The sequence below is a fragment of the Bacillus sp. FSL W7-1346 genome (genome assembly GCF_038593335.1).
GTDB classification, from domain to species: Bacteria; Bacillota; Bacilli; order Bacillales; family Bacillaceae; genus Bacillus; species Bacillus altitudinis.
Genome location: NZ_CP151988.1, coordinates 742392 through 766820, shown reverse-complemented (window position 1 = coordinate 766820; position 24429 = coordinate 742392). Strand labels below are relative to the sequence as shown.

The following is a 24429-nucleotide window of genomic DNA, read 5'->3' as shown; positions in this document are numbered from 1 at the left end:
TAAAATGAACTTGATTTTAGTCCTTTTTATTTTATACCTAACGTCTTTTGAGATAACAGGAATCGGTAAACTGGTAGTTCATCGCCTACTTTTGATGCAATAAAACCTGATGACATATAGCTGTCTTTTGATTCTGGTTCAAGGGCAAGTGACAACAAATTGGTCTCTGGCTGTGCAGTCACATATACCTTTGTTCCTTTTGGCAGCTGACGTTTCTTTTCAACGAGTCTCGTTTCAAGCTGAATATCTGTTTTGCTTGTTTCCACTCGTTTTGTTACCTGATAGGCTTGTACAGGTACTTTCATGCCAACAGGAAGTGTCACACTTTTTAACCCTAAAGTTCTGAGCTTTCTATCTACTCCTTCATGTCCTGGGAGAATAAGATAAGCTGTCGGCCGTTCTCTTGTCAATACAGGAACCGCATCACTTGCACTATGAAAACGTACCGGGACATTGGTGGTTTGTCCTTTCTCAATATCCACCATTTCAAGTGAATCGTTCACAGGCGCCTTGAAAGCATCTTGAATGACCACTTGATCATCATCGTTTGATTGAAGACCTTTTTTCACAAGTTTCAGCCGCTCCGTCACCATTTGCTGCTTCACCTGCTTGGCATGCTTCACTGTTGTCTCAATGATTTTTTCATGAGTGGTGACTTGTGCTGCCACGCGCCGGGTAAAGTCCTCTCTGCCAATTCCAATCCCCCTACTTTCTACAAGAAATGAAATAGCTGGTGAAAGCGCTAGGGCATTTCGGCCAATTCGTGCATCAGTTCCGCCTTCATAAAGATCGATTTTTCCGTCCTTCCCTCTTGTGTTTGTATAATATAAATCGTTGGAAAATCCCTTATTTGTCAATGTTTCACGCACTCCGTTGACGTACAATTCATTTGACGTGAAACGAATACTTTCAGGAATGTTCAAATTCTTACCGGATAATATCAGCAAATCGTGATACTTGAGTGCACCTGATGCACCGATGTCTTCAAACTGCTTTTGACCAACATCATATTCATGGGCATCGATGACGACCTCGGGCGCAAAGCGATTAAATTCTTGATGAAGGGCTGTCAGCTCTGGAGATTCTAGTGTCATGTGGTCACGGTTGCCATCCATTCCGTTTGCAAGCCTGCGGTCAAATGCATAAGAACCATCTGGATTGATTCTTGGAACAATGATGACGTTGACATGGCTCAGTATACGCTCTCCTTCATCACCTGCTAGTCGTTTGGCGATGACAAGGGCAGATTCACCGGAGGCTGGTTCATTTCCGTGTATTTGTGCTTGAAGCCAGATCGTTGGCTTTTTTGACAGTGGAGAGATGTGACGATCCTTTGTAAAATAGAGGGCTGGAATGGATCTGCCTTCAATGGATGTTCCAATCTGTTTCTGCGTGGCGTAAGGACTTTTACTGACAATGTCACGTAAAAAATCTTGAAGCTCTTCTTGTGTGGTAAATGCTTCTCCTTTTTTCTGAAAGGCAGGGGTATCAAACGTTTCGTCAGGCTCAGGATACAGTTTTTGAACCGTGGCTGGCTGCTCATAGCTTTTTCCATAATAAGGGGTCTCTGCATTCGCTGAAGCTGGTGTCACCATCGACAAACTTCCTGCCATGAGGCATATAGCAGCAAAAAGAATGGTACTTTTCTGTTTGGACATGCTATCCTCTCCCTTCGTTGATTTGCATTATAAAGAAAAAAACAGCAAAAGTGTCAGCATTTTTCAAAAATATATCTTTTGGAGGAATCATGCATGTCTTTATATAGGGCAAATGAATGGATGTTGCCCTGCAATAGGACCTAAAAAAGAGCGCCTGCATGAGCAGCAGACACTCTTCTCATTACCAGATCGAAATGGCCCCAATTAGAACCGCCATCACTGTCATGGCGACGACTGCAAGAACCGCCCATTTCATACCAAATTTCTGATGCTGATCTAGTGATACCCCAACGAGTCCCACAAGTAAATGAGTCGATGGAACAAGTGGGCTTAACATATGAATCGGCTGACCAATGATAGATGCTCTCGCAATCTCAATTTTATCGACACCGTACGCTGCCGCTGTTTCTGATAGGATCGGCAGTACCCCATAAAAGTATGCATCATTTGGCATAAAGAAAGTGAAGATCCCGCTCGTTAGCGCGACAATGACTGGAATAAACCCGCCAAGCTGCTCTGGAATAGCTGAAACAATCGAAATCGCCATTTCATCAACCATTTTCGTCCCAGTTAAGATGCCTGTAAAAACACCTGCCGCAAAAATCATCGAAGCAATCGCTAAGACGTTGGTTGAGTGAGCCGCAATCCGCTCACGCTGCTGCTCTAAATTCGGATAGTTCACGATAATTGCCACACAGAAAGCCAGAACAAATAGAACCGTTAAGCTGACTTTTCCTGAGACAAGAAGGAGCACCAATAACAACGTAAGCGTTAGGTTAAACCACCAAAGTTTCGGTCGCTTAATATCATCTTGCAGCGCTGCTGCCATTTCATTTGCATGAATCGGCTGTTCGAGCTCAATAACACCAAGACGTTTTCTTTCAGACTTCCCAAGAAAGTATGCCACCACAATCATGCTCAAAACCCCTGCACCAATGACTGGAATCATCGGGCCAAATAAAAGTGATGGATCAACGCCAAGTGCACTTGCCGCTCTAGGTGTTGCCCCTCCCCATGGAATCGTATTCATAATCCCCATGCCGACTCCGGCGATACCCGCTAAAATAATCGGACGAATGCCAAGCAGTGTAAATAGTGGAAGCATGGCTGTTGTTGTAATCATGTACGTTGTGGTTCCATCACCGTCAAGTGCGACAAGCATCGTCAGGACGGCTGTTCCGACAACAATTTTTAATGGATCGCCTTTGACGATCTTTAAAATTTTCGCCACCATTGGATCGAATAAACCTGCATCAATCATAATCCCGAAGTACAAAATGGCAAACATGATCATGACCGCCGTTGGAGCAACTTGCTGTACACCTTTGACAATCATGTCTGAAATTTCTGTAAAATGAAAACCTGCAATAAGAGCAAATGCAATCGGTGTTAATACCAATGCCGTTAAAACAGACATACGTTTCGTCATAATTAAAACCATAAATACAATCATCATAAGAAATCCTAAGATCGCTAACATTTCGTTCACCCCTTATGTTGTATACGCTTTCATTAAATGTTGGTATCCCATTTCCAACCCTTTCTGTCATGATATCTGACGCCTTAATTGAAGTAAATATTATGAATTTTAATTCTTTTTTGGTCGATAAATGCTTTTTGTTCATTTTGTGCAATTGTTGTTCTTTGTTGGTTCCATGAAAAAAGCGGTCTCATTTGACCGCTTTTTCTCCTTGTATAAATTGCTCATAACGCCTTAATTGATCTTCCATATAGACCTTTGCTTCTTTACTATTCATATAACGGCCTGTCCAGCCTTTTTGTTTTAACTGCTTTTTCCATGACTTCGTTTGCGTCATTTTTTGAAGAAGCTGATCCCATGCTCGAATGTCGTGCTGATTCATTTGCTTTGGTCCCATCACACCACGCCAATGAGAGAAAATGAGCGGAATCCCTTGTTCTTTCCAAGTGGGCACGTCTTTGAATCCTTCTAAACGCTGATTCGTTGTGGTCGCAACAAGCTTCAGTCTTTTCTTTTCATAATCGTGGCGAACCTCCGTAATGGTTGTAGTTGCCGCATCTACCTCATGGTCAATGAGTGCTTGGAATAAATCATCTGCACTGTCAAATTTTAAAAACTGAATGCGGTACGGATCTATCCCTGCCATTTCGGCAGCCCGTGCGAATGAGATTTGATCATCATTTCCAAAGTCCGGGGCAAACCCAATTTTTAAGGAATCCGGTTTCTTTTTTAGTGCGTGTAATAGCTCTTTTCCATTTGAGAAAGGAGAATCAACTGGCACTGCGACTACCTGCCACTCTTCCGCAAGAATAGCGAGCGGGGTAACATCATTCATGGTCACGTTACTGCTGCCCAGCAAATTACGGCTTAATAATAAGCTTGAATTTAAACTGATATAATTGGCATCTCGCTCCATCATATAGGTCCATCCTTTATCAACCGTTCCGCCTCTTTGATAAAGAATATGCACAGGCTCTTCCACTAGCTTTTCTTGTTCTAGCACGGTTTTCATCACTTGAGCTGTTTGGTCAAATCCGCCATCAGGTACACCTGATACCACAATGTATAATGGGCTGTGCTCCAGGAAAGAATCTTTTGCTGTTTTTTCATTAAAGGTGAGCGTTGTACAAAGACAGACCAAAATGAGTAGGAGTATTCCTTTTTTCATTTTTATGACTCCGTTTGTTTTTTGGCGGGATAATATTTTCGTTCTGGTCTACCAATGATTCCATACGCCAGCTCTGCCCGGCATTCTCCCTTTGTCACAAGATACTCTACGTATCGTCTTGCTGTTGTGCGTGATGCGCCCATTTTTTCTCCGAGTTCTTCTGCTGTAATTCCGTTCATCTCTGCTGCCATGAATGTTTTCACTTTGTCCAAAGTCAGTGAATTAATGCCTGTTGGCAAGTCTCGCTCATCCTTTTGCTGCGATTCTTCCTGTATTTGACCAAAAAACAGATCAATCATCGTTTGATTGACTTCATCTTTTGAATTGATTAACTCTCTCTTCTCTTTATATTCGGTTAACACCTGCGTGAATTTTTGGGCGGTCACTGGTTTGATTAAATAATGAACCACTCCATAATGCAGTGCGTCTCTTAACAGCATCGTTTCCGTTGCAGCCGTGATAATGATCACATCCACTTCAGGATGGCGCTCTCTTAACAGCGGCAAAAGGTTCGTGCCGAGCTCATCAGGCATGTAGACATCAAGTAAAATGAGATCCACTTGTTCTTTTTGAAGTGCCTCCCACAGATCCTTTGCACTCTTTGCCTTGCCGGCCACTTGAAAGCCTTGTACCTTTTGTATATAAGATTCATGAATCGCAGCGATTCGAAAATCATCTTCCGCAATGAGTACCTTTATCACAACCTATTCCCCCTTTGTGCCTTTCGGTATGTAAACAGTGAAGATGGCACCGCCTTCTTTTTGGTTCGCAACTTCAATCCAGCCCCCAAGTTCATCTAGCACTTCTTTGACATTGGCAAGTCCATAACCTCGCCCTTCTCCCTTTGATGAATGTCCTCTTGTGAAAAGTTGTGAAATGGCTCCTTCATCTACACCGTCCCCTGAATCAGATACCTCTATGATAATATCAAATCCAATATCTGTGATGAACAAGCTGACTTCTCTTTTCTCTTTATTCAATACAGCCTCAAACGCATTGTCTACGAGATTGCCAATGATGGTGATAAAGTGAGATAAACTCAAATGGGCTGGGAGCGGCTCCAATGAACTATTTTCATCAATGTGAAAATGAACCTTTTTTTCAGATGCCTTTCCTAACTTCCCAAGTAAAATGGCTTGTATCTTCGGAGAGCGAATTTGTTTCATGAGTAAATCATGCTGGCGATTTTGAAGTGTATACTCTTCTTTAATTAACTCAATGGCTTCATCCACTTGTTTCAACTCAAGCAAGCCTAAAATAGCGTACAGCTTATTCGAAAATTCGTGTGTTTGTGCTCTAAGGTCTTCTGAATATTGACTGACCTCTGTCAATGTATCCAGCAGCTTTGTCAGCTCGGTTTTCTCCCTGAAGCTCACAATTCCTCCAAATACTCGATTGTCCTGCACCACTTTTTTGACATTTAACACGAAGGTTTTATCATTGACGACTGATTCTATGTTAGGTTCAATCGTCTCTACCTTTAGATAGGATAGAAGATTGGCATTTGGCAACACTTGATCAATATGAAGAGGCAGCGTTGAAGAGACGCGTAGCATCTGTTCAGCTGACGTATTCATCATCGTAATGGCACCTTTACGGTCAAATGCAATGATTCCCTCTTTAATCGCATGCAGCATCGCTTCTCTTTCTCGATATAATGAAGCAATTTCATGCGGTTCAAGCCCTAATATATCTTTTCGAATACTCCTTGTTAAAAAAATCGCTCCAAAAACCCCAGGCAAGAGCACAAGAAGGGCAATATAACTTAATTTGAATAGTTGATGAGCTGTCGCTTGGTCGATATCTCTTTTTAAAAATTCGACACTGACTGTCCCAATAATCTCTTCATAACTGCCAGTTTCTTTCATGATCGGAGCACTTCCTCTGACAACGGTTTCACCATCAGAATCACCCGTTGATATGGAAGTTCCTCCAAATAGCAGTGTACTTCTTCCTTCCGACACACTGATGGTTTTCCCTACATCCTTATGATTCGTATGAAAAAGAACCTTTCCTTTTTGATTGGTGATAAAAATGGCATGCGCTCTTACTTGCTCTTTCATTTGCTCAAGCACAGCCTGTTCTTCATTTTGCGAATCTCCCGTGGCCACCGATGTTTTAATGGGCGGCATATAAGATATCGTTCTAGCAGTTTGCACCGCCAGCTGTTCAGCTTGGTTCTGCCTTTCTGATGTCTGCAAAAAACCAAAACAAATGGTTAATAAGGCAATAACAACAAGCAAAAGACCAATAATTAACCCCAAAATTTTTGTTTGTAAAGTGACTTTCCTTTTGCCCATCCTCACCGCCACAACCCCTAATTCAGTAGATTCACCCGAATAGACTCTAAGAAAATCATATCATTTTTTCTCATGAAGTTAAGAGAAAATTCACACAGACAAAAAAGGATGACTCAGTATTGAGTCATCCCTGTGTGCCTATTACGTGATGGATAAACCAGCACTTGCATAGCCTGCTACAGTATTCACTAAGGAAAGACCAGTAGCTGTTGCCGAGAATACAACAAGCAATCTTGTTTGCGGTGTGACTGGTACATTTAAACCAGTAGCGATACCGTTTGTAATAGCCCCTATCGTTAAAACACCGGTTAACGCTGGAGCCAATGTAACGCTCGCTACTTGAGTGAAGCTGTTATCTGGTGTTGGTGAAGCAAACAGACTAGCAGTTACAGTAATACTCGTGCCAACTAAAGAAAGGGCTGCAGTCGTGCTAAAATAGCCAGCAAATGACGTAATGGTTCCAGCTCTTGGAACGGAGAATGCCATGTTTAACAATGTTCCTGCTGCTCCGGTTAAATCAATGATTCCTCCTACAATACTGACACCAGTGGCTGAGTTACCGAATCCGACCAAGCTAGATGTTCCAACTAGACCGCCTGCGATTGTGGTTAAAACAGCTGGCGTACCAGATGCAAATGGAATAATCGCACTTGATCCTGTCGCACCTGTGGCGCCTGTTGCACCGGTTGCTCCCGTGGCGCCTGTTCCTGTAGCCCCTGTTGCACCCGTATCTCCTGTTACACCTGTGGCGCCTGTGACTCCGGTCGCTCCTGTTGGACCTGTATCTCCGGTGACACCGGTTGCTCCCGTGGCGCCTGTCACACCTGCGGCTGCCAATAACGTATAATCTGGAGACGTATCTGGTGTGCCAGTTGGTGGTGCTGTATTTACGACATAAGTTCCACCTTCATATGTCACCACTTGACCTACTGGATAGGTTGGAGCTGTTGCTGGGTCAAATGCCAAAATACCAGCTAACCCTACTCCGGTTGCCCCGGTATCTCCCGTTGCACCTGTGGCTCCGGTTACTCCAGTCGCTCCCGTATCTCCTGTTGCACCTGTGGCTCCGGTTACTCCAGTCGCTCCCGTATCTCCCGTTGCACCCGTGGCTCCGGTTACTCCGGTCGCTCCCGTATCTCCCGTTGCACCTGTAGCTCCGGTTACTCCGGTCGCTCCTGTATCTCCCGTAGCGCCAGTTGCTCCGGTTACTCCAGTCGCTCCCGTATCTCCTGTTGCACCTGTAGCTCCCGTTACTCCAGTCGCTCCCGTATCTCCCGTTACACCTGTGACTCCAGTTACTCCGGTCGCTCCCGTATCTCCCGTTGCACCCGTGGCTCCGGTTACTCCGGTCGCTCCCGTATCTCCCGTTACACCTGTGGCTCCGGTTACTCCGGTCGCTCCTGTATCTCCCGTGGCGCCTGTCACACCTGCGGCTGCCAATAACGTATAATCTGGAGACGTATCTGGTGTGCCAGTTGGTGGCGCTGTATTTACGATATAAGTTCCACCTTCATATGTCACCACTTGACCTACTGGATAGGTTGGAGCTGTTGCTGGGTCAAATGCCAAAATACCAGCTAACCCTACTCCGGTTGCCCCGGTATCTCCTGTTGCACCTGTAGCTCCTGTCGCTCCCGTATCTCCCGTTGCACCTGTGGCTCCGGTTACTCCGGTCGCTCCCGTATCTCCCGTTACACCTGTGGCTCCCGTATCTCCCGTTACACCTGTGGCTCCGGTTACTCCGGTCGCTCCCGTATCTCCCGTTGCACCCGTGGCTCCGGTTACTCCAGTCGCTCCTGTATCTCCCGTAGCGCCAGTGACTCCGGTTACTCCAGTCGCTCCCGTATCTCCCGTTACACCTGTGACTCCGGTTACTCCAGTCGCTCCCGTATCTCCCGTTACACCTGTGGCTCCGGTTACTCCAGTCGCTCCCGTATCTCCCGTTACACCTGTGGCTCCGGTTACTCCGGTCGCTCCCGTATCTCCCGTTACACCTGTGGCTCCGGTTACTCCAGTTGCTCCCGTATCTCCCGTTGCACCCGTGGCTCCAGTTACTCCGGTCGCTCCCGTATCTCCCGTTGCACCGGTCGCTCCAATTGCTCCTGTCGCTCCGGTTGCGCCTGTATCTCCTGTAGCGCCGGTCGCTCCTGTTCCTGTGGCTCCCGTGGCACCCGTATCTCCGGTGGCTCCTGTCGCTCCGGTTGCGCCTGTATCTCCTGTAGCACCGGTCGCTCCGGTTCCTGTGGCTCCAGTTGCGCCCGTATCTCCGGTGGCTCCTGTCGCTCCGGTCGCTCCTGTATCTCCTGTAGCGCCGGTCGCTCCGGTTCCTGTGGCTCCCGTGGCACCCGTATCTCCGGTGGCTCCTGTCGCTCCGGTTGCTCCTGTATCTCCTGTAGCGCCGGTCGCTCCGGTTCCTGTTGCTCCCGTGGCACCCGTATCTCCGGTGGCTCCTGTCGCTCCGGTCGCTCCTGTATCTCCTGTAGCACCGGTCGCTCCGGTTCCTGTGGCTCCCGTGGCTCCCGTTGCTCCGGTGGCTCCTGTCGCTCCGGTCGCTCCTGTATCTCCTGTAGCACCGGTCGCTCCGGTTCCTGTTGCTCCAGTTGCGCCCGTTGCTCCGGTGGCTCCTGTCGCTCCGGTTGCGCCTGTATCTCCTGTAGCACCGGTCGCTCCTGTTCCTGTGGCTCCTGTGGCACCCGTGGCGCCCGTATCTCCCGCAGCTGCTAACAATGTATAATCTGGAGACGTACCTGGCGTACCTGTTGGTGAAGCTGTATTCGCCACATACGTACTTCCATCAAATGTCACCACTTGACCTTCTGGATAGGTTGGGGCATCCGCTGGATCAAATGCCACGATACCGGTTAAGCCTACACCGGTGGCGCCTGTTGCGCCCGTTGCTCCTGCTGGACCCGCTGGGCCTACTGGACCCACTGGACCCGCCGGACCTGCTGGGCCTCTCCTTCCTCTTCCCCCTGGCGGTCCTTGAATGACACACACACAAGGATCTTTTCCGCAGCATGGATTTTTTACTGGTTTCCTTGGTTTGTCTGATTTACCTTTCTTACAACTATCACATTCCCAGCCATCATCCTTATACGCATCATACCAGCTTCCTTTTTGGTAGTGGTCTGTCGAATGAGTTGGGTATATCTTTCCGCATTGTCTACATTTTCTCATAGAATCACCCCAATCCATCGTATTCATCATGATCGATAAAGGTGTATGTACAATTTTATTTTTATCAAAAAATTTGAAAGGCCTTGCACTCTACGTGCAAGGACCTCTCTCCATCGTTAAAATGTCATCGTCATTTTTAAATCTTTTCCTACCATACTATATTCAATATCCGCTGGACGGATCGCCTTTTTTAGTTTTTTCACACCTTCTCCTTCAAAAAAAGTAGGTGCATCTTTCCCTCCGATTAATAAAGGTGCCATATAGATAACAGCTTCGTTCACAAGTGATGCTTCTAAAAATGACGCACTCACACTGCCCCCTGCCTCTACAAGCACTGACATCACAGAGCGCTTCTTCAACATGTGTAACACAGCCTGAAGATCTGTCCGGTGTTCTCCGCTTGTGACAAATACTTGATGACCTTTTTGTATCAACTGTTGATACTTTTGATGATCATAATCTTGTGATGTACAAATTATGGTTTCTGCCCTATGATCTGTTAAGCATTTGGCATGAAGCGGTATCCTTAATGTTGAATCTAAGATGACACGAATGGGCTGATGGTTGAATGAATCCTTTACAATTAAGCCGGCATCATCTTGAATAATCGTTTCCACTCCTGTCAGCACCGCATCTGCTTCTTGACGTAAGCGCTGCACTTCTGTTCTCGCTTCTATTCCAGTGATCCATTTGCTTTCTTGCTCAGCCGTGGCAATTTTCCCATCTATCGAAATAGCTGATTTTAAAATGACATAAGGAAGGTTTGTTTGCATCAAATGAAAAAAAGGAGCATTTAAACGATCTGCTTCCTGTTTACATATCCCTTGCTCCACTTCAATTCCAGCCTTTTTCAAAAAGGCAATTCCTTTACCTGCAACAACCGGATTCGGATCTTGGGTGGCAATCAGCACTTTCTTCACTCCACTTTTGATGATCGCTTCGGTGCAAGGGCCTGTTTTTCCGTGATGTGTACAAGGTTCGAGTGTCACATACATGTCAGCTCCCTTCGCCTTTTCTCCTGCCATTTGTAGCGCATGAATTTCAGCATGAGGCTCGCCAGCCTTCATGTGCGCACCAATCCCAACGATCTCACCGCTCTGAACAATCACTGCACCAACAAGCGGATTGGGTGAGGTTTGTCCTTTCATCGCCTTCGCGTTGGCAATCGCCAGCTTCATATAAAAAACATCATCTTTCATCTCGGGCTCCTTTCTTCTCTCAAGGGAAAGAACTCCTTCAGAAAATGAAGGAGTTCTATTCTCATGTGCTATACTTTCTCAAGCCGTTTCTTTTCAGATCGATCATAGTAAGGCAAGGAATAAAACAGTTTATATGATGCTCGTTGTTTACAAAAACAGCATTTGCGACATTCATATTTATTAATGAGGAGCACATGCGGACAATTGAGTACAGTCAGACCTTTTTTCATATGTTCCTTGCAAACACTTATCATGAGAATCCCCCGCTTACATTCTTTTTCTTAATGAGAGATTACTTCTTTCGGAAATTGTTCAAATAAGCGCAGTACTTCCGTATGTGTGCCATCTTCTCGAATATGATAAATACCACCGTCATATGAGCTTGCATACACATCATTTCCTAGTTGTCTAATGGCACTAATACCATTCTTAGCAATTCGAATCGGACCTGTATTGACATCTAGCTCTGGATTCCAGACCACAATATACCCCCAATAGTCTCCGCTCACAATATAGCCAGAGTCTGTCACAGTGATGGATTTAATGGAATATTGATGCTCGTTGTGCTGATTTAAAATTCTGCCTGTATGCAAATCAAACAATCGGACGTTTTTATCCCGGCTGACAATGGCAATACGATCTCTTTTGCTATCAATAAATACATCATTTAACAGCTCTGTCGCCCCGATATATTCTGCTGTTAAGGACAAACTCTTTTTATCGAGAAGACAGATGGTTCCTTCAACTGCCGCTGTGATGATATGATCTCCTTCTACCTTTAATGCTTTGACTGCGCAATCATGTGCTTTAGAACGGCCGATTTCCTTTAAGTGTTCTGTCGAAATGACATGCACATAACCGCCATAAGTGCCAATATAAAATTGACGATCCTCCTCATGGAAATACACACTATTGACAGGACCTGTGTTGAGATCAAAAGAGACCATTTGCTGCAATGACTCGTGTACAATATGCACCTGACTCGCATGATCGCCCCATGCATAATAGCTTCCATCCCGTGCAACAGCCACTCCATTTGTGAGAACACCTGTTGATTTTGCGATTTCGATTCCATTCTTTCTGAATTTTCCGTCATCTGATGCAGTGATAATATCACCCGCTTCAGTCAACGCAATATCATTAATAGAAGGTGTCGCCAATTCCTGCTCATCAGAGATCACTTTTCCTTCTTGAATGGACCATTCACAATACGTTTTCCCAAAGCTGGCTCCTAAAATGGCTTGCTCGTCTTCTGTCCAAACAAGCGAGCGCTCCCATTGATATTTATGAGGCAGCAACGTATCAATTAAATCACCGGTTTCATAATTCCACAGCTTAATTAGATGGTCATAACCCGCTGTAAGCAAGTAGTTACCGCTCGGTGAAAAATTCACACGTTTCACACCTTGTAAATGAGCTTTAATGTTTTTTTTCTCCTGTAATGTAGCGGCATCATAAATGATAACTGTGCCATCATCTCTGCCAAGGGCGAATACTTCTTTTTGATTGCTGCCGCTGATCGTATCCAGCTCATAATCAAACGGGCCAATTTCACCTACAATTTCTCCTGTTTCATAGAGCCATACAAGGACATAGCCATCGTCACCAGTTGTATAAGCTTTATCCTCATGAATCCATACAGCTAATACATCCTTGCTATGTCCATGAAATTCTCTTAAAATGGCTCCCGTTTCAATATCCCAAACTAAGCATCTTCTGTCTCTGGACACTGATACAAGAAGCGTATCCTGCTTTGCAAATGCGACAGCTTCCACATCATCCGCATGACCATATAGCGTACGAATTCTTGTATGTGTGCCAGTATCATATAATTGAATGGTATAGTCTGACGATGCACTCGCTAAATACGTTCCATTTTCCGAAAGGGATAAAGAGTTGATGATATGCTCGTGACTGCCAATGAATGTTCCTTCTCCCGTGGCACGGTCCCATTTATAAATACAGCGGTCATAGCCACCTGTGTAGACAATTTGGTCATGCTGAGTTGATAAAACGGATGTAATCGGTCCTCTATGCATGGTTTTACACTCCCACCTTTATATGTTGTTTTTGACGAGTAACTACACGAAAACCAGTAAATCGAAAAACAGGGTCTGGGTGTTTCCCGTGTCTTCTTGCGACTCTGCATAAATCTCCGCCTCTTGCGAAGGAGCCACCTTTTAAAATGTAGTAATCACTGCCGAGTGTCTCGGTTAAATCATCTACAACCTCAATTCCGCCTTCATATATGTGATACTTGGTGTTGACCCATTCTTCGACATTGCCACCCATATCATATAGTCCAAATAGAGATCTTCCTTTTTCGTAATGACGGACAGGTGTCGTTTTTTCAATATTTGATTCGTGTGTATTACAGTAAGAGGGGTTAAACTCATCTCCCCAAGGATATTGATGTCTCGTATTGCCCCGGGCAGCATATTCCCATTCTTCCTCAGTAGGGATCGATACCTCGTATCCAAGCTTCCCGCTCAGCCACTGACAAAATGAGAAAGCTTCCTCGATGTCCATGCCCCAAGCTGGATGGTCTTTCCCCCCGCCAAGTTCTAGGTTCGTCAAGCTCTCTGGATAAGGCTTTCCTGTCTCGTCGCAATAGCTTTGATACCATTCATTGGTGACGACCGTATCTGAGATGAAAAATTCGCTCATATACGGCTGATAAGATGGAAATTCTTTGTACAGCCATTTTTGAAATTTTTTCTCACGGCCATAGGCTGGATTGAGAAGTTTGTCCTTCCAAAATTCTGATGCCTTTTTCATATCTTCTTCATTACTTCCAATCGTCGCATAGCCGCTTGGGATTTGAATCCAATTGATATCAGGTTTCACGCTTTTCTCCCGCCTTCTTTAAATAAACTCATCTACTGATTAATTAATTTCTTCTCATCGACCATATGCCCTGATGCTGCTTTTGCCTTTAAATATGCTTCATTATAGAGAGAGGCTTCTACCGTATGATCAAACCGTAAAACCGGAAGACCGTAAGCAGCAATGGAATCGACTTTATCTGGATTATTGGTTAAAAGATGCAATGGTTTCCCTTTGTTTAAATAGTGCAAGACAGCCGCCGCTTCCTCGTAATGCCGATCATCATCTCCGCAGCCGATCAACCTGTTCGCCTCAAATGTATCCAGTTTCATTTCCTGTAATTTATACGTGAAGGCTTTGGCCATTAGCCCAATAGAGCGCCCTTCTTGATTGGCCATATACACAAGCATGCCTTTTCCGTAATCGGTGATTTTTTTTAGCGATGATGCAAGCTGTGGACCGCAATCACATTTCAGTGACCCAAACACATCCCCTGTTTGGCAGACACTATGAATTCGCACAAGCGGCGGCACTTCATTTTCAAAGTCGCCAAAAAGGAGACAAGAGGAAAATGTTTGCTGCTCGGTACTCATTTGTACAATAGACTCAACCGTTGGCGTTGTATCAGCTTCTACAGACGCAAAAGCATACCATGTAAACTGCACTTCTTCATGTTCAATAGAGATCGGCAGGTTCACTGGCCCCACGAGCAAATAGTGTTTTTCTTGAAATGTAAAATGATGAATCATTGATTGTAGTTCAGCTACAAACTTGTTCATTTGTCTCCCCCTATTCATCACTGCACCCCATTGAACTCTCTCAGCGCAGTGATGGCGTGATGAATATGTGTATGCACTCCCTTTGCACCCTGAGCACCGGTTCCAGCTAGAATCATGGCTCAGGAGAAATTTCCTGTCATACTGGCTGAATAGATGTGCGATGCCAATCATCCATCAGTACCTTTCATAAAGACTCTTTTTAGACTGTCACTTGTCCAGTACAAAGGAGCAGAAATCGAGCTTCATACGCTGTATTCTCTGTAAGAGAGCAACACCATTTGATGATTCTTGAATGGAAACTGACATGCTCTTTCTCTAAAAGAATATCTCTGCTAGCTTCGAGCTGCTTTCTCCTTTACTAGAAGCTCTGGTCCTTCAAATGCACGTCATCCGGTTGTGCCCTTTGATTGGATGAATAGTCCGTACTTCAATTCAGCTACATTGATTGAAGCACTCGCCTAGGTATGCACCAAGAACCATCACATCAAACATCGCGTTTATCCTCCTTTGCACTAGATTTTGACAGCAATGACATGATGCTGGCTGATCCCAGCCTTCGCTTGTAATGGTGTAATCGAAACGAGCTCAAGTCCTGATGTACAAATCTTTTCTCCAAGCTGAGTATCTGAGAATGAAAAATGGAAGCGTCCATCTTCTCCGATTAAGCCTGTTTTCCACTCTTCTCCCCATACAACAAGGGAAAAGACACCACCTTCATGAAGCAGCGAGGAAATCTGCTTTAAGTATCGTTCGTGGTCATCAGGATGCTGATGGTGAAAGCAGCCATGATCTAAAATCAGATCAAACGTCAGCTCGCGCCCTTGATCCATTGACCAGGACATAAAATCTTGATGATAAAAATGGACAGGAACCTCTTTTCTTTTCTTTAATCCTTGCCATTCCTCATGTTCATAAAGATCAATGCCGGTATATGCCGACAGTCCTTGTAAATGTTCAAGAGCCCTGCCGTTCCCGCAGCCGATATCCAGCACAGAAGCAAGTGCATCCTTTTCCCTGGAACGCCATGCCTTCAGAGACATCACAGCAGCGTCTGTTAATGATGGATCAGTAGACCACATATCTGTTCTTTGCTCATAGTGTTCTTGAAAAGCCATGCGCATTTTCTCTAAATACAACCCGCTGTCTTCATGATACAAAGCCTTTTTCATCACGTGACCTCCTTCAATTCACAATCACCTTTCCTAACAAAGGTGGTTTTCAAGCAAAAAGCCTTATGATAAAATGAAAGATGGATTTTTTAGGAAATCTATTTTCTGAAAAAGGAGAGAAGCATCCCACATGTCACTCTTCTTTTTCAGCACTCATCTTCACATACAACCCCAGCCATTCAACTGTTACAGCGCCTTAGTTTGTTGTACATTTTCTTCATATGGGTTCACCTCCTTAACAGCGTTTAGAAAGCGTTTTCTTTATGATGATCCTCTGAATACCCTGAATCATATCATTGAGAAATAGGCATAGTAGAAAAACGAATCTACCATTCTAAGCTATCTATCATCCATTTCTTTTTGTCTAATAGATATTTCTTCAGTATCGCTTTGCCCCAGAAGTGCTCTTCCTTAGGTCTTAATGCATCATCATTTACAGAATTGATCCTGAAATCCACCTATCAAAAATTTAACAACTAATTCCATAATGACTTGATTAAGCCAAATATATTGTTTTTAGATTATTTTGTCAACAAATTATTTCCTAAACATTAGAATGATTTTCTAATTGAAAATACAGGTATATTTCGTGGTTTTTTGACCTTAAAACACTTATTTCTACACAAAAATACAACTTAAACCAATAGAACTAAGAAATTTATCTACTAAATTACACAAGATTTTTATTTCATTTTGAGATAAAAATAAAGATATCATAATTATTTCCCGAATGGTTTTTTGTGATATTTTCACTACTTTTTTCTTTTTTTTGATGGTATCCTTTGATATTTCTATATTTTCAATTAGACATTTTACTGTTTACCCCAATTTTTTAACCTGTCTTATTATAGTGAAAAAGACAGATGGTAGATTTTAATTATCGCAGCATGAAAAAAAGCCCCTTACAAAAGTAAGAGGCTTTTTACGATGGCGTTTATGCCCAATTTTTCACTTTTTCATGGTCAGTCACAAAGAGAAGAACTTTTCCTTCGTCTAAATGTTCTTCAAATGTCTCAGCTTCTTCTTTTGAGAAACCAATTTCGTGAATCTTATTGCGGAGTTCATCTCCCTTTTTGCTAAAGATGTTTCCAACCGCATGCTTGAGTCCAACTTCTTTTGGACCTATCGTATTGGCATCTGCATTGCTTGCAATACGCTCAGTTCGATCATCGTCATGGGACAGAACATAAATGTCCTCTCTTGCAACACCGAGTTGTTTTAATTGCTCCACATCTCTTTGAAGTGTTTCATCATTTGAATACTCTCTTACAACAGGTTTCATTTATTATTCCTCCTTTAACGTCTTACGAATCTTTTACCCGTCACTTTTGTCATTAAACCCTCCTCCGGCACATCCATTTTTACTCTGTTAACTTAATGCGTCTATGGACTTATTTTTGACAAAAAGACTGTAAAAATGACTAAATTTTCTGAAAAATCGTATTCATTCCTTGTCATTTGTTGTACAATTCTTATACTGGAGGCTAGAAATGGGGTGGAGCTGATGTATTATTTTTCAGCTGAGCAGCAGTTTAATGCATGGGTTGTCAGTGATTTGGTGAAACAGCTTTTTCAAAAATGGAATCCTGAAGAATCAAAAGCAAAGCCGCTTACTTTGTTTGCTGAACAGCACTTTCACATCTGCATCGATTATCTCTTTTCTATTATTATCAACATTGGAGATATCGAGTCAATCGAACAAGATCCACAAGACCTGTTGTCCTCATATTTAAATATCCTTTTTCCTTTTGTGACGCACGATATGATGAAAGCCTCCATGCAAAATGCAAATGAATATTTGTTAAAAGAACGTGATGCGGATGAGTATCAACTGTTTGGTTGTCTCCCGCCGCTCCTTTCTGTCTCTCTTCAAAAAAAGTAGTCCCCTTCTTTTAGATGGTGGCTGCTTTTTTGTATGTGCTTGGAAAAGACCGTATGTTTTGAACGAAAAGAAGCATCATGTTAATGTAAATCTAGGTTGCAAGTGAAAGGGAGGATTTGACATGAGTCAACAAAAACAAATTCAATTAGCAAAACGTCCAAAAGGGTTACCTACTAAAGATGTTTTTCATTTTGAAACAGTTGATATACCAACGCCGCAAGATGGCGAAGTCTTGATTCAAACGAAATATGTGTCTGTAGATCCTTACATGAGAGGACGAATGCAAGATACAAAATCCTATACACCTCCGTTCAAGCTGAATGAAGTCATTCAAGGTGGTGTGGTCGGAGAAGTCGTCGAGTCCAAATCTCCTCAATTTGAGAAAGGTGATTTTGTACTTGGATTCCTTGGCTGGCAGGAATATTCTACTGCCAAAGCAGAGTCTCTGACAAAAATTGATCCATCCATTGCGCCGTTATCTTATTACTTAGGGATTTTGGGCATGCCAGGACAAACCGCCTATTTTGGACTTCTTGCGATTGGTCAGCCAAAAGAAGGCGAAACGGTTGTCATTTCTGGAGCCGCAGGTGCCGTTGGTTCTGTTGTCGGACAGATCGCTAAAATCAAAGGTGCCCACGTTGTTGGAATTGCCGGATCTGATGATAAGCTGGCTTATTTAAAAGAACTGGGCTTTGATGAAACCATTAATTATAAAACAACAAATGATTTAGATGACGCCATTGCAAAAGCCTGCCCAAACGGTGTCGATGTGTATTTTGACAATGTGGGCGGCGACATCTCTGATGCTGTAATGAATCATTTGAACCGTTTTGCACGTATTCCAGTCTGCGGCGCCATTTCTTCTTATAACATTAGTGCAAGCGAAGACATTGGCCCTCGTGTGCAAACAAAACTCATTAAAACAAGCGCATTGATGCAGGGCTTCATTGTTGCCAACTACTCTGATCGTTTTGAAGAGGCGGCAAAAGATCTCGCACAATGGGTAAAAGAAGAAAAACTCACATATAAAGAAACAATCATTGAAGGCTTTGACAACATTCCAGATGCATTCCTTGGACTATTCAAAGGGGAAAATGTCGGAAAACAACTTGTCAAAATTTCATAACAAAAAAGGACCCTGCCAATTATGGAGGGTCCTTTTCTTATGCCTGCTTGGGTGCAAGGTGCAGCTGGCCTTGCTTATACACGATTTCTTCAAGCGAAAGATTCAGCTTTTTCGCCATTTTTTTCAGCATTGATTGCTCTTGAGGTGTGACAAGACTGATGACTGCGCCTTCTTTTCCTGCGCGTCCGGTTCTGCCTGAACGGTGAATGTAGCCTTCTTCATTTGGCAGATCTGCATGAATCACATATGGCAGATCATCAATATCGATTCCTCTTGCTGCAATATCTGTTGCAAGGAGGAGCGGGAATTCACGCTGTTCAAAAGCCTTTAAGATGACAGCACGCTCTGCTTTTTTCGCTTCACTGTGAAGCACACCAAGGTCGACATGGTGATACGCTAATTTTTCTGCATAAATGCTCAAATTCGTAATATCTCGCACAAAGACAAGCGCCTGCATGTCCTCAAGCCGTGATAGCTTTTGCAGCAGTTTCACTTTGTCACGCTGATCACATAACAGATAATAGTGACCCACTTTCTGTGCTTCTTCCTCGCTTCTAGCAATTTTCAATACTTCTGGTTCAGATGTCATTTCTTTGATCAGCTGAACGGTTTCTTCTTTCAATGTTGCAGAAAAACAAAGGATTTGTCTTTCTTTTAATGTGGACTTAATGATCCCTTGGATCGTTTTCATATGCTCTGGCACAAGAAGCTGATCTGCTTCGTCTAATACAATCGTTTTGACTTCGTGCATTTTCAGTTTCTTGATTTTGATTAACTCTTGTACGCGACCCGGTGTCGCCACCACGATATTCGGGTGTTTTTTTAGCTTTTCCTGCTGCTTCTTGATATTTGCCCCGCCTATTAAGGAAATAGCTTTGATGTCTGAACCTTGTTTGAACTCTTGCACGACATCAAAAATTTGCATCACAAGCTCTCTTGAAGGTGCCAAGATTAAGACTTGCGGGTGTTTGATACTCACATCAATTTTATTTAAAAGCGGCAGAACATACGCAAGGGTCTTCCCTGTTCCAGTCGGTGATTCTGCGATCACATCGCGTTTTTCCGTAATCCACTCTGCTGTTTGTTCTTGTATCGCTGTTGGCTTCTCAAAGCCAGCCGCTTCAAAGTTCTTTTGAATAAATGGCTTTGCTTCTTTCAAAAATGCCCAATTTTCCGTCATGTTGATCTCCTTTATCCTCATTCAATCTATCCTTTAGTATCTCAAAATCAGCTTTGAAACGCAATTTTTCTTTTGATGCTTTTATCGAGCCGGACAGTTCGATATAATCATGAGAGGCACTAGCCGTTTTGAATCTATTTGAGGTGTAAAAAATGATATTATCTGTTAAAGATTTAAGTCATGGCTTTGGCGACAGAGCCATTTTCCACGAAGTCTCCTTCCGGTTATTAAAAGGCGAGCATGTCGGCTTGATTGGCGCCAACGGTGAAGGAAAGTCAACGTTTATGAATATTATTACTGGAAAGCTTGAGCCAGATGCAGGAAAAGTCGAATGGGCAAAAAATGTCCGTGTCGGCTACCTCGATCAGCATACCGTGCTTGAAAAAGGAAGAACTATTCGTGAAGTCCTTCAAGATGCATTCCATTATTTATTCTCAATGGAAGCCGCAATGAATGACATTTACGAAAAAATGGGTGAAGCAGATCCTGATGAGCTAGAAAAGCTTTTAGAAGAAGTAGGCGTCATTCAGGATGCCCTGACGAACAATGATTTTTATATCATTGATTCCAAGGTAGAGGAAATTGCAAGAGGTCTTGGGTTAACAGATCTCGGGCTCGATCGTGATGTGACAGAGCTGAGCGGCGGACAGCGGACAAAAGTACTGCTTGCGAAATTGCTGTTAGAGAAGCCTGAAATTCTTCTTCTTGACGAGCCGACCAACTATTTAGATGAACAGCATATTGAGTGGCTGAAGCGCTATTTGCAGGAATATGAAAATGCGTTTATCCTCATTTCACATGATATTCCGTTCCTAAACAGTGTCATTAACTTGATTTATCATGTCGAAAATCAAGAACTCACGCGCTACGTTGGTGATTATGATCAATTTAAACAAGTGTACGAAGTGAAAAAGCAGCAACTAGAGGCAGCGTATAAAAGGCAGCAGCAAGAAGTGGCTGAATTAAAGGATTTTGTCGCGAGAAATAAAGCACGTGTCAGCACTCGAAATATGGCGATGTCTCGTCAAAAGAAACTCGATAAAATGGACATGATTGAATTAGCAGCGGAAAAACCAAAACCAGAATTCCACTTTAAACCTGCACGTACATCAGGGAAATTGATTTTTGAAACGAAGGATTTAGTCATTGGGTATGACGAACCACTTTCTCGTCCATTGAATTTAAAAATGGAACGCGGGCAGAAAATTGCGTTATACGGTGCCAACGGTATCGGAAAAACGACACTGCTCCGAAGCCTGCTTGGAGAAATTTCCCCCATTTCTGGTGAGGTGGAACGCGGAGAATTCCTGCATATTGGCTACTTTGAGCAAGAAGTAAAAGAGCAAAACAGCAACACTTGTATCGAAGAGGTGTGGAGCACCTTCCCATCGTACACACAATATGAAGTCAGAGCTGCCCTTGCCAAATGCGGTTTAACGACAAAACATATTGAAAGCCGTGTGTCTGTTTTAAGTGGTGGTGAAAAAGCGAAGGTCCGCCTTTGCAAGCTCATTAACGAAGAAACCAATTTGCTTGTTCTCGATGAGCCGACAAACCACTTGGATGTCGATGCAAAAGAAGAATTAAAGCGCGCGTTAAAAGAATATAAAGGCAGCGTCCTATTGATTTCCCACGAACCTGAATTTTATCAAGATGTGGCTACTGAAACTTGGAATTGCGAATCCTGGACAACCAAAGTATTATAACGACAAAAAAAAGCCTCATATCTTTTCAAAAGATATGAGGCTTTTTTCTATTAATGACCTGGTTGGATATTCACCAGATGCTTACGGCCAAGAAGCAGGATGACCATTCCTAAGAGAACAACTGCCGCCCCTACATAATAAGGGGTGCTTGCTGTGTAAGTTTCAGCGAGAACTCCCGCAATCCAAGGCGCAATCGCACCACCAATAAATCGTACAGCACTGTATGAAGATGATGCAATTGAACGCTCAACAGGAGCTGATCCCATCACAGCCGTCGTAAGCACCGTATTGATCATGCCGAGGATTCCCCCAGCAATGACAATACCGCAAATGACCACGACCACATGTGATGTCCATATTCCAATGCCGAATAAAATCACAGCAAACGAAGCAAAGAGAACAACAAGAGCTGTTAATGTACCCAATTTGCGATGAATGACCGGCGCTGAGAAGACAGATGTCACAGCCAAAAATAATCCCCATCCAAAAAAGACGTAGCCAAGACCATGCTCATCAAGATGAAGCACAAATGGCGAATAAGCTAGAAGAACAAAGAATCCAAAGTTATATAAGAAAGCAGCAGATGCCATCGTTAAAAGCCCCTTATATTTCAAGGCTCCAACAGCTTCAAATAACTTCACCTTTTTCTGCGGCTTTTGCATAGGTGGAAGCATAAAGGTAATGGCTAAAAGAGCAACGAGCATTAACACTGCCACACCAAAGAATGGCCCGCGCCAAGAGATCGTTCCAAGCTCACCGCCAAGGAGCGGCCCAACAGAAATCCCAAGACCTAGTGCCGCCTCATATAAGATGATGGCTTTCGCACTTCCTCCAACAGACACACCGACAATTACTGATAATGCCGTTGAAATAAATAAGGCATTCCCAATGCCCCATCCGCCTCTAAAACCAATTAATTCATTAATGGTTGAAGAAGTACCGCCTAAAGCAGAAAAGACAATAATAAAGATGAGTCCTAATAATAACGTCCATTTGGCACCAATACGACTAGAAATAAAACCGGTAAAAAACATCACAAAGCCGGTGACAAGCAAATAGCTCGTAAATAAAAGAGACACCTGACTTGGAGATGCATGTAATTGCGATGCAATGGCTGGCAAAATCGGGTCTACAAGCCCTATTCCCATAAATGAAATCACACAAGCAAAGGCCACCGCCCAGACGGCTTTTGGCTGTCTAAGCAGACTCGTACGCTGTTTTAATACTTCTTCTTCCTGCATTCCATCAGAACCTTTCCTACAGTTGTTTAACAAAATAAAATAAACACGCTGAGGTGTTTATTTTTGTAATTGCTCAATGGCATGAGCCGCTCTTTCTTTCATCATTTCAAGATCCTTTTTAAAGGATTGAATCGTTTCTAGCTTTTTTGTAATCAATTGATGCTGCACAGTTAACTGCGTCTCAATATCTAACAGCTTTTCTAATCGTTCCTTCGGATCAAGCGACAGCAAGTAGCCTTCTTTATTCAGCTCAAGCTGTTTTCCTATTTCCATAAACGACTGAAGCTCTTGTAAAGAAAAGCCAAGTACTTCTTTGGCCTGCATCACTTTCTCCAGTTCTTCCATGTCGTCCTCTGAGTAAAGTCTGACACCGCCCTCTGTCCGCTTTGGTGCTGATAATAAACCAATCTCTTCATAGAAACGAATGGTCCGTTTCGTCAGACCGCTTCTTTTCGCCACTTGATCAATTTTCATCCATTCCATCACCAGTGCCTCCTGCTCATCAATTCATGTTTTATTATACACCTTTGTGACCTTAACGTAAACGTTAATTTTTGATCACTTGATTTCTATTGTGGTTTGATGCAGAATAAATAGGAATAATTACGTTTTAAAGGAGGTACCCTATGCGTTCATTTCCATCCAAAAAAGAACGACACGCACAATTCGGTTCTGTCCCGCCAAGCGCTAGAACAAAACCTTGTCAAAAAGAGGACATGATAGACATCCAACAAACCGAACAGGACTTTTATTTTAATCTGGAACAGGTCGGAATTTGCCGTGTGTCGTACCCTGTACATATTTTGTCTAAAACGGCTCCACAGCACCAAACCTCTTCCGCTGATTTTACGCTGAGTACATATTTGCCAGCTCATCAAAAAGGCATTCATATGAGCCGTCTCACCGAGCAGCTTCACTCATTTTATGAGAGCGGAAAGCCGGTTGATGTGGATTCCTTAAAAGAATTGACGGCACAGCTTGCCAAGCATATGAATCAGCCATCTGCCTCGATTCAAGTTTCCTTTCCGTGGTACATGGAAAAAAAGAGTCCCATCAGCGGAAAGTCCGGTTTGATGCATGCAGACGTGCAATATGACATCCACTTTCATGAAGAAAACGGATGGATTTGTCATATTGGTTGCACTGCTCAAGTGACAACGTTATGTCCTTGTTCAAAAGAAATCAGTGAATACGGCGCACATAATCAGCGTGGCACTGTATCGATTCAGGTAGAGCTGTTTGAACAAGGTCAACTCCCTGACGACATGAAAGCAGATCTACTGCAGATCATCGAGTCTAATGCGAGTGCGCCCCTTTACCCTGTACTCAAAAGACCAGATGAAAAACAAGTGACAGAAGAGGCCTATGAAAATCCACGTTTTGTAGAGGATGTTGCGAGATTAATTGCGGCAGAGTTGTACGAACAAAACTGGATCAAAGGCTTTCAAATTGAGTGCCGAAATGAAGAATCCATTCATCAGCACGATGCTTATGCCAAATGTTCTTATCAAAAAAAACTGTAGATCGTCTCTACAGTT

The 24429-nt window shown here is 43.4% G+C and carries 19 protein-coding genes; 4 read left to right on the top strand and 15 right to left on the bottom strand.

Annotated features, from left to right (window positions below; translation table 11 throughout):
• Positions 1-26: 26 nt before the first annotated feature.
• The 12 genes from NST09_RS03785 to NST09_RS03730 form a co-directional block, all read right to left on the bottom strand.
• Positions 27-1658 carry a M14 family metallocarboxypeptidase gene (locus NST09_RS03785; RefSeq protein WP_171465081.1) on the bottom strand — a complete coding sequence of 544 codons (1632 nt, stop codon included), beginning with the start codon at positions 1656-1658 and terminating at the stop codon, positions 27-29.
• 181 nt (positions 1659-1839) lie between these two features.
• Positions 1840-3138, bottom strand: coding sequence for a citrate:proton symporter (locus tag NST09_RS03780; RefSeq protein WP_008341779.1), 1299 nt, complete (start codon positions 3136-3138; stop codon positions 1840-1842).
• Positions 3139-3328: 190 nt separating this feature from the next.
• Complete coding sequence (locus tag NST09_RS03775) at positions 3329-4306, bottom strand: tripartite tricarboxylate transporter substrate-binding protein (RefSeq protein WP_046342937.1); 978 nt, start codon at positions 4304-4306, stop codon at positions 3329-3331.
• A 2-nt stretch (positions 4307-4308) separates the two neighbouring features.
• Positions 4309-5007, bottom strand: coding sequence for a response regulator (locus NST09_RS03770; protein WP_342493363.1), 699 nt, complete (start codon positions 5005-5007; stop codon positions 4309-4311).
• 3 nt (positions 5008-5010) lie between these two features.
• On the bottom strand, positions 5011-6606 hold the full coding sequence (locus NST09_RS03765; RefSeq protein WP_342493362.1) for a sensor histidine kinase: 1596 nt from the start codon (positions 6604-6606) through the stop codon (positions 5011-5013).
• Positions 6607-6747: 141 nt separating this feature from the next.
• Complete coding sequence (locus NST09_RS03760) at positions 6748-9783, bottom strand: exosporium glycoprotein BclB-related protein (RefSeq protein WP_342493361.1); 3036 nt, start codon at positions 9781-9783, stop codon at positions 6748-6750.
• A gap of 116 nt (positions 9784-9899) precedes the next feature.
• The gene (ribD, locus tag NST09_RS03755) at positions 9900-10982 is read right to left on the bottom strand and encodes a bifunctional diaminohydroxyphosphoribosylaminopyrimidine deaminase/5-amino-6-(5-phosphoribosylamino)uracil reductase RibD (RefSeq protein WP_046527040.1); all 1083 of its coding nucleotides are present in this window, start codon (positions 10980-10982) and stop codon (positions 9900-9902) included.
• Between the two features lie 281 nt (positions 10983-11263).
• Positions 11264-13021 carry a WD40 repeat domain-containing protein gene (locus NST09_RS03750; RefSeq protein WP_048002284.1) on the bottom strand — a complete coding sequence of 586 codons (1758 nt, stop codon included), beginning with the start codon at positions 13019-13021 and terminating at the stop codon, positions 11264-11266.
• A 4-nt stretch (positions 13022-13025) separates the two neighbouring features.
• Positions 13026-13829, bottom strand: a complete 804-nt coding sequence (locus tag NST09_RS03745; protein WP_017360403.1) for an SUMF1/EgtB/PvdO family nonheme iron enzyme — start codon at positions 13827-13829, stop codon at positions 13026-13028.
• Positions 13830-13861: 32 nt separating this feature from the next.
• Positions 13862-14587 (bottom strand): GTP cyclohydrolase II, encoded by a 726-nt coding sequence (locus NST09_RS03740; protein WP_017360404.1) that lies wholly within the window; start codon positions 14585-14587, stop codon positions 13862-13864.
• A gap of 512 nt (positions 14588-15099) precedes the next feature.
• Positions 15100-15756, bottom strand: a complete 657-nt coding sequence (locus tag NST09_RS03735) for a methyltransferase domain-containing protein (RefSeq protein WP_007496773.1) — start codon at positions 15754-15756, stop codon at positions 15100-15102.
• Between the two features lie 934 nt (positions 15757-16690).
• A complete protein-coding gene (locus tag NST09_RS03730) occupies positions 16691-17038 on the bottom strand; it encodes a general stress protein (protein WP_007496775.1) in 348 nt (115 codons plus the stop codon).
• Between the two features lie 222 nt (positions 17039-17260).
• On the opposite strand from NST09_RS03730, the gene NST09_RS03725 reads away from it, so the two are divergent.
• The gene (locus NST09_RS03725; protein WP_017366799.1) at positions 17261-17638 is read left to right on the top strand and encodes a YfmB family protein; all 378 of its coding nucleotides are present in this window, start codon (positions 17261-17263) and stop codon (positions 17636-17638) included.
• Between the two features lie 121 nt (positions 17639-17759).
• Complete coding sequence (locus tag NST09_RS03720; protein WP_035391385.1) at positions 17760-18764, top strand: NADP-dependent oxidoreductase; 1005 nt, start codon at positions 17760-17762, stop codon at positions 18762-18764.
• Positions 18765-18801: 37 nt separating this feature from the next.
• Here the strand turns inward: NST09_RS03720 and NST09_RS03715 are convergent, their stop codons facing one another.
• Positions 18802-19944 carry a DEAD/DEAH box helicase gene (locus NST09_RS03715; RefSeq protein ID WP_035391387.1) on the bottom strand — a complete coding sequence of 381 codons (1143 nt, stop codon included), beginning with the start codon at positions 19942-19944 and terminating at the stop codon, positions 18802-18804.
• A 152-nt stretch (positions 19945-20096) separates the two neighbouring features.
• On the opposite strand from NST09_RS03715, the gene NST09_RS03710 reads away from it, so the two are divergent.
• Positions 20097-21650 carry an ABC-F family ATP-binding cassette domain-containing protein gene (locus tag NST09_RS03710; RefSeq protein ID WP_008343192.1) on the top strand — a complete coding sequence of 518 codons (1554 nt, stop codon included), beginning with the start codon at positions 20097-20099 and terminating at the stop codon, positions 21648-21650.
• 50 nt (positions 21651-21700) lie between these two features.
• Here the strand turns inward: NST09_RS03710 and NST09_RS03705 are convergent, their stop codons facing one another.
• Entirely contained in the window at positions 21701-22891 is a 1191-nt protein-coding gene (locus tag NST09_RS03705) for an MFS transporter (protein WP_144610641.1), read from the bottom strand.
• 57 nt (positions 22892-22948) lie between these two features.
• The gene (locus NST09_RS03700; protein ID WP_019743924.1) at positions 22949-23374 is read right to left on the bottom strand and encodes a MerR family transcriptional regulator; all 426 of its coding nucleotides are present in this window, start codon (positions 23372-23374) and stop codon (positions 22949-22951) included.
• A 143-nt stretch (positions 23375-23517) separates the two neighbouring features.
• On the opposite strand from NST09_RS03700, the gene folE2 reads away from it, so the two are divergent.
• Positions 23518-24414, top strand: coding sequence for a GTP cyclohydrolase FolE2 (folE2, locus tag NST09_RS03695; protein WP_331833185.1), 897 nt, complete (start codon positions 23518-23520; stop codon positions 24412-24414).
• The last annotated feature ends 15 nt before the right edge of the window (positions 24415-24429 follow it).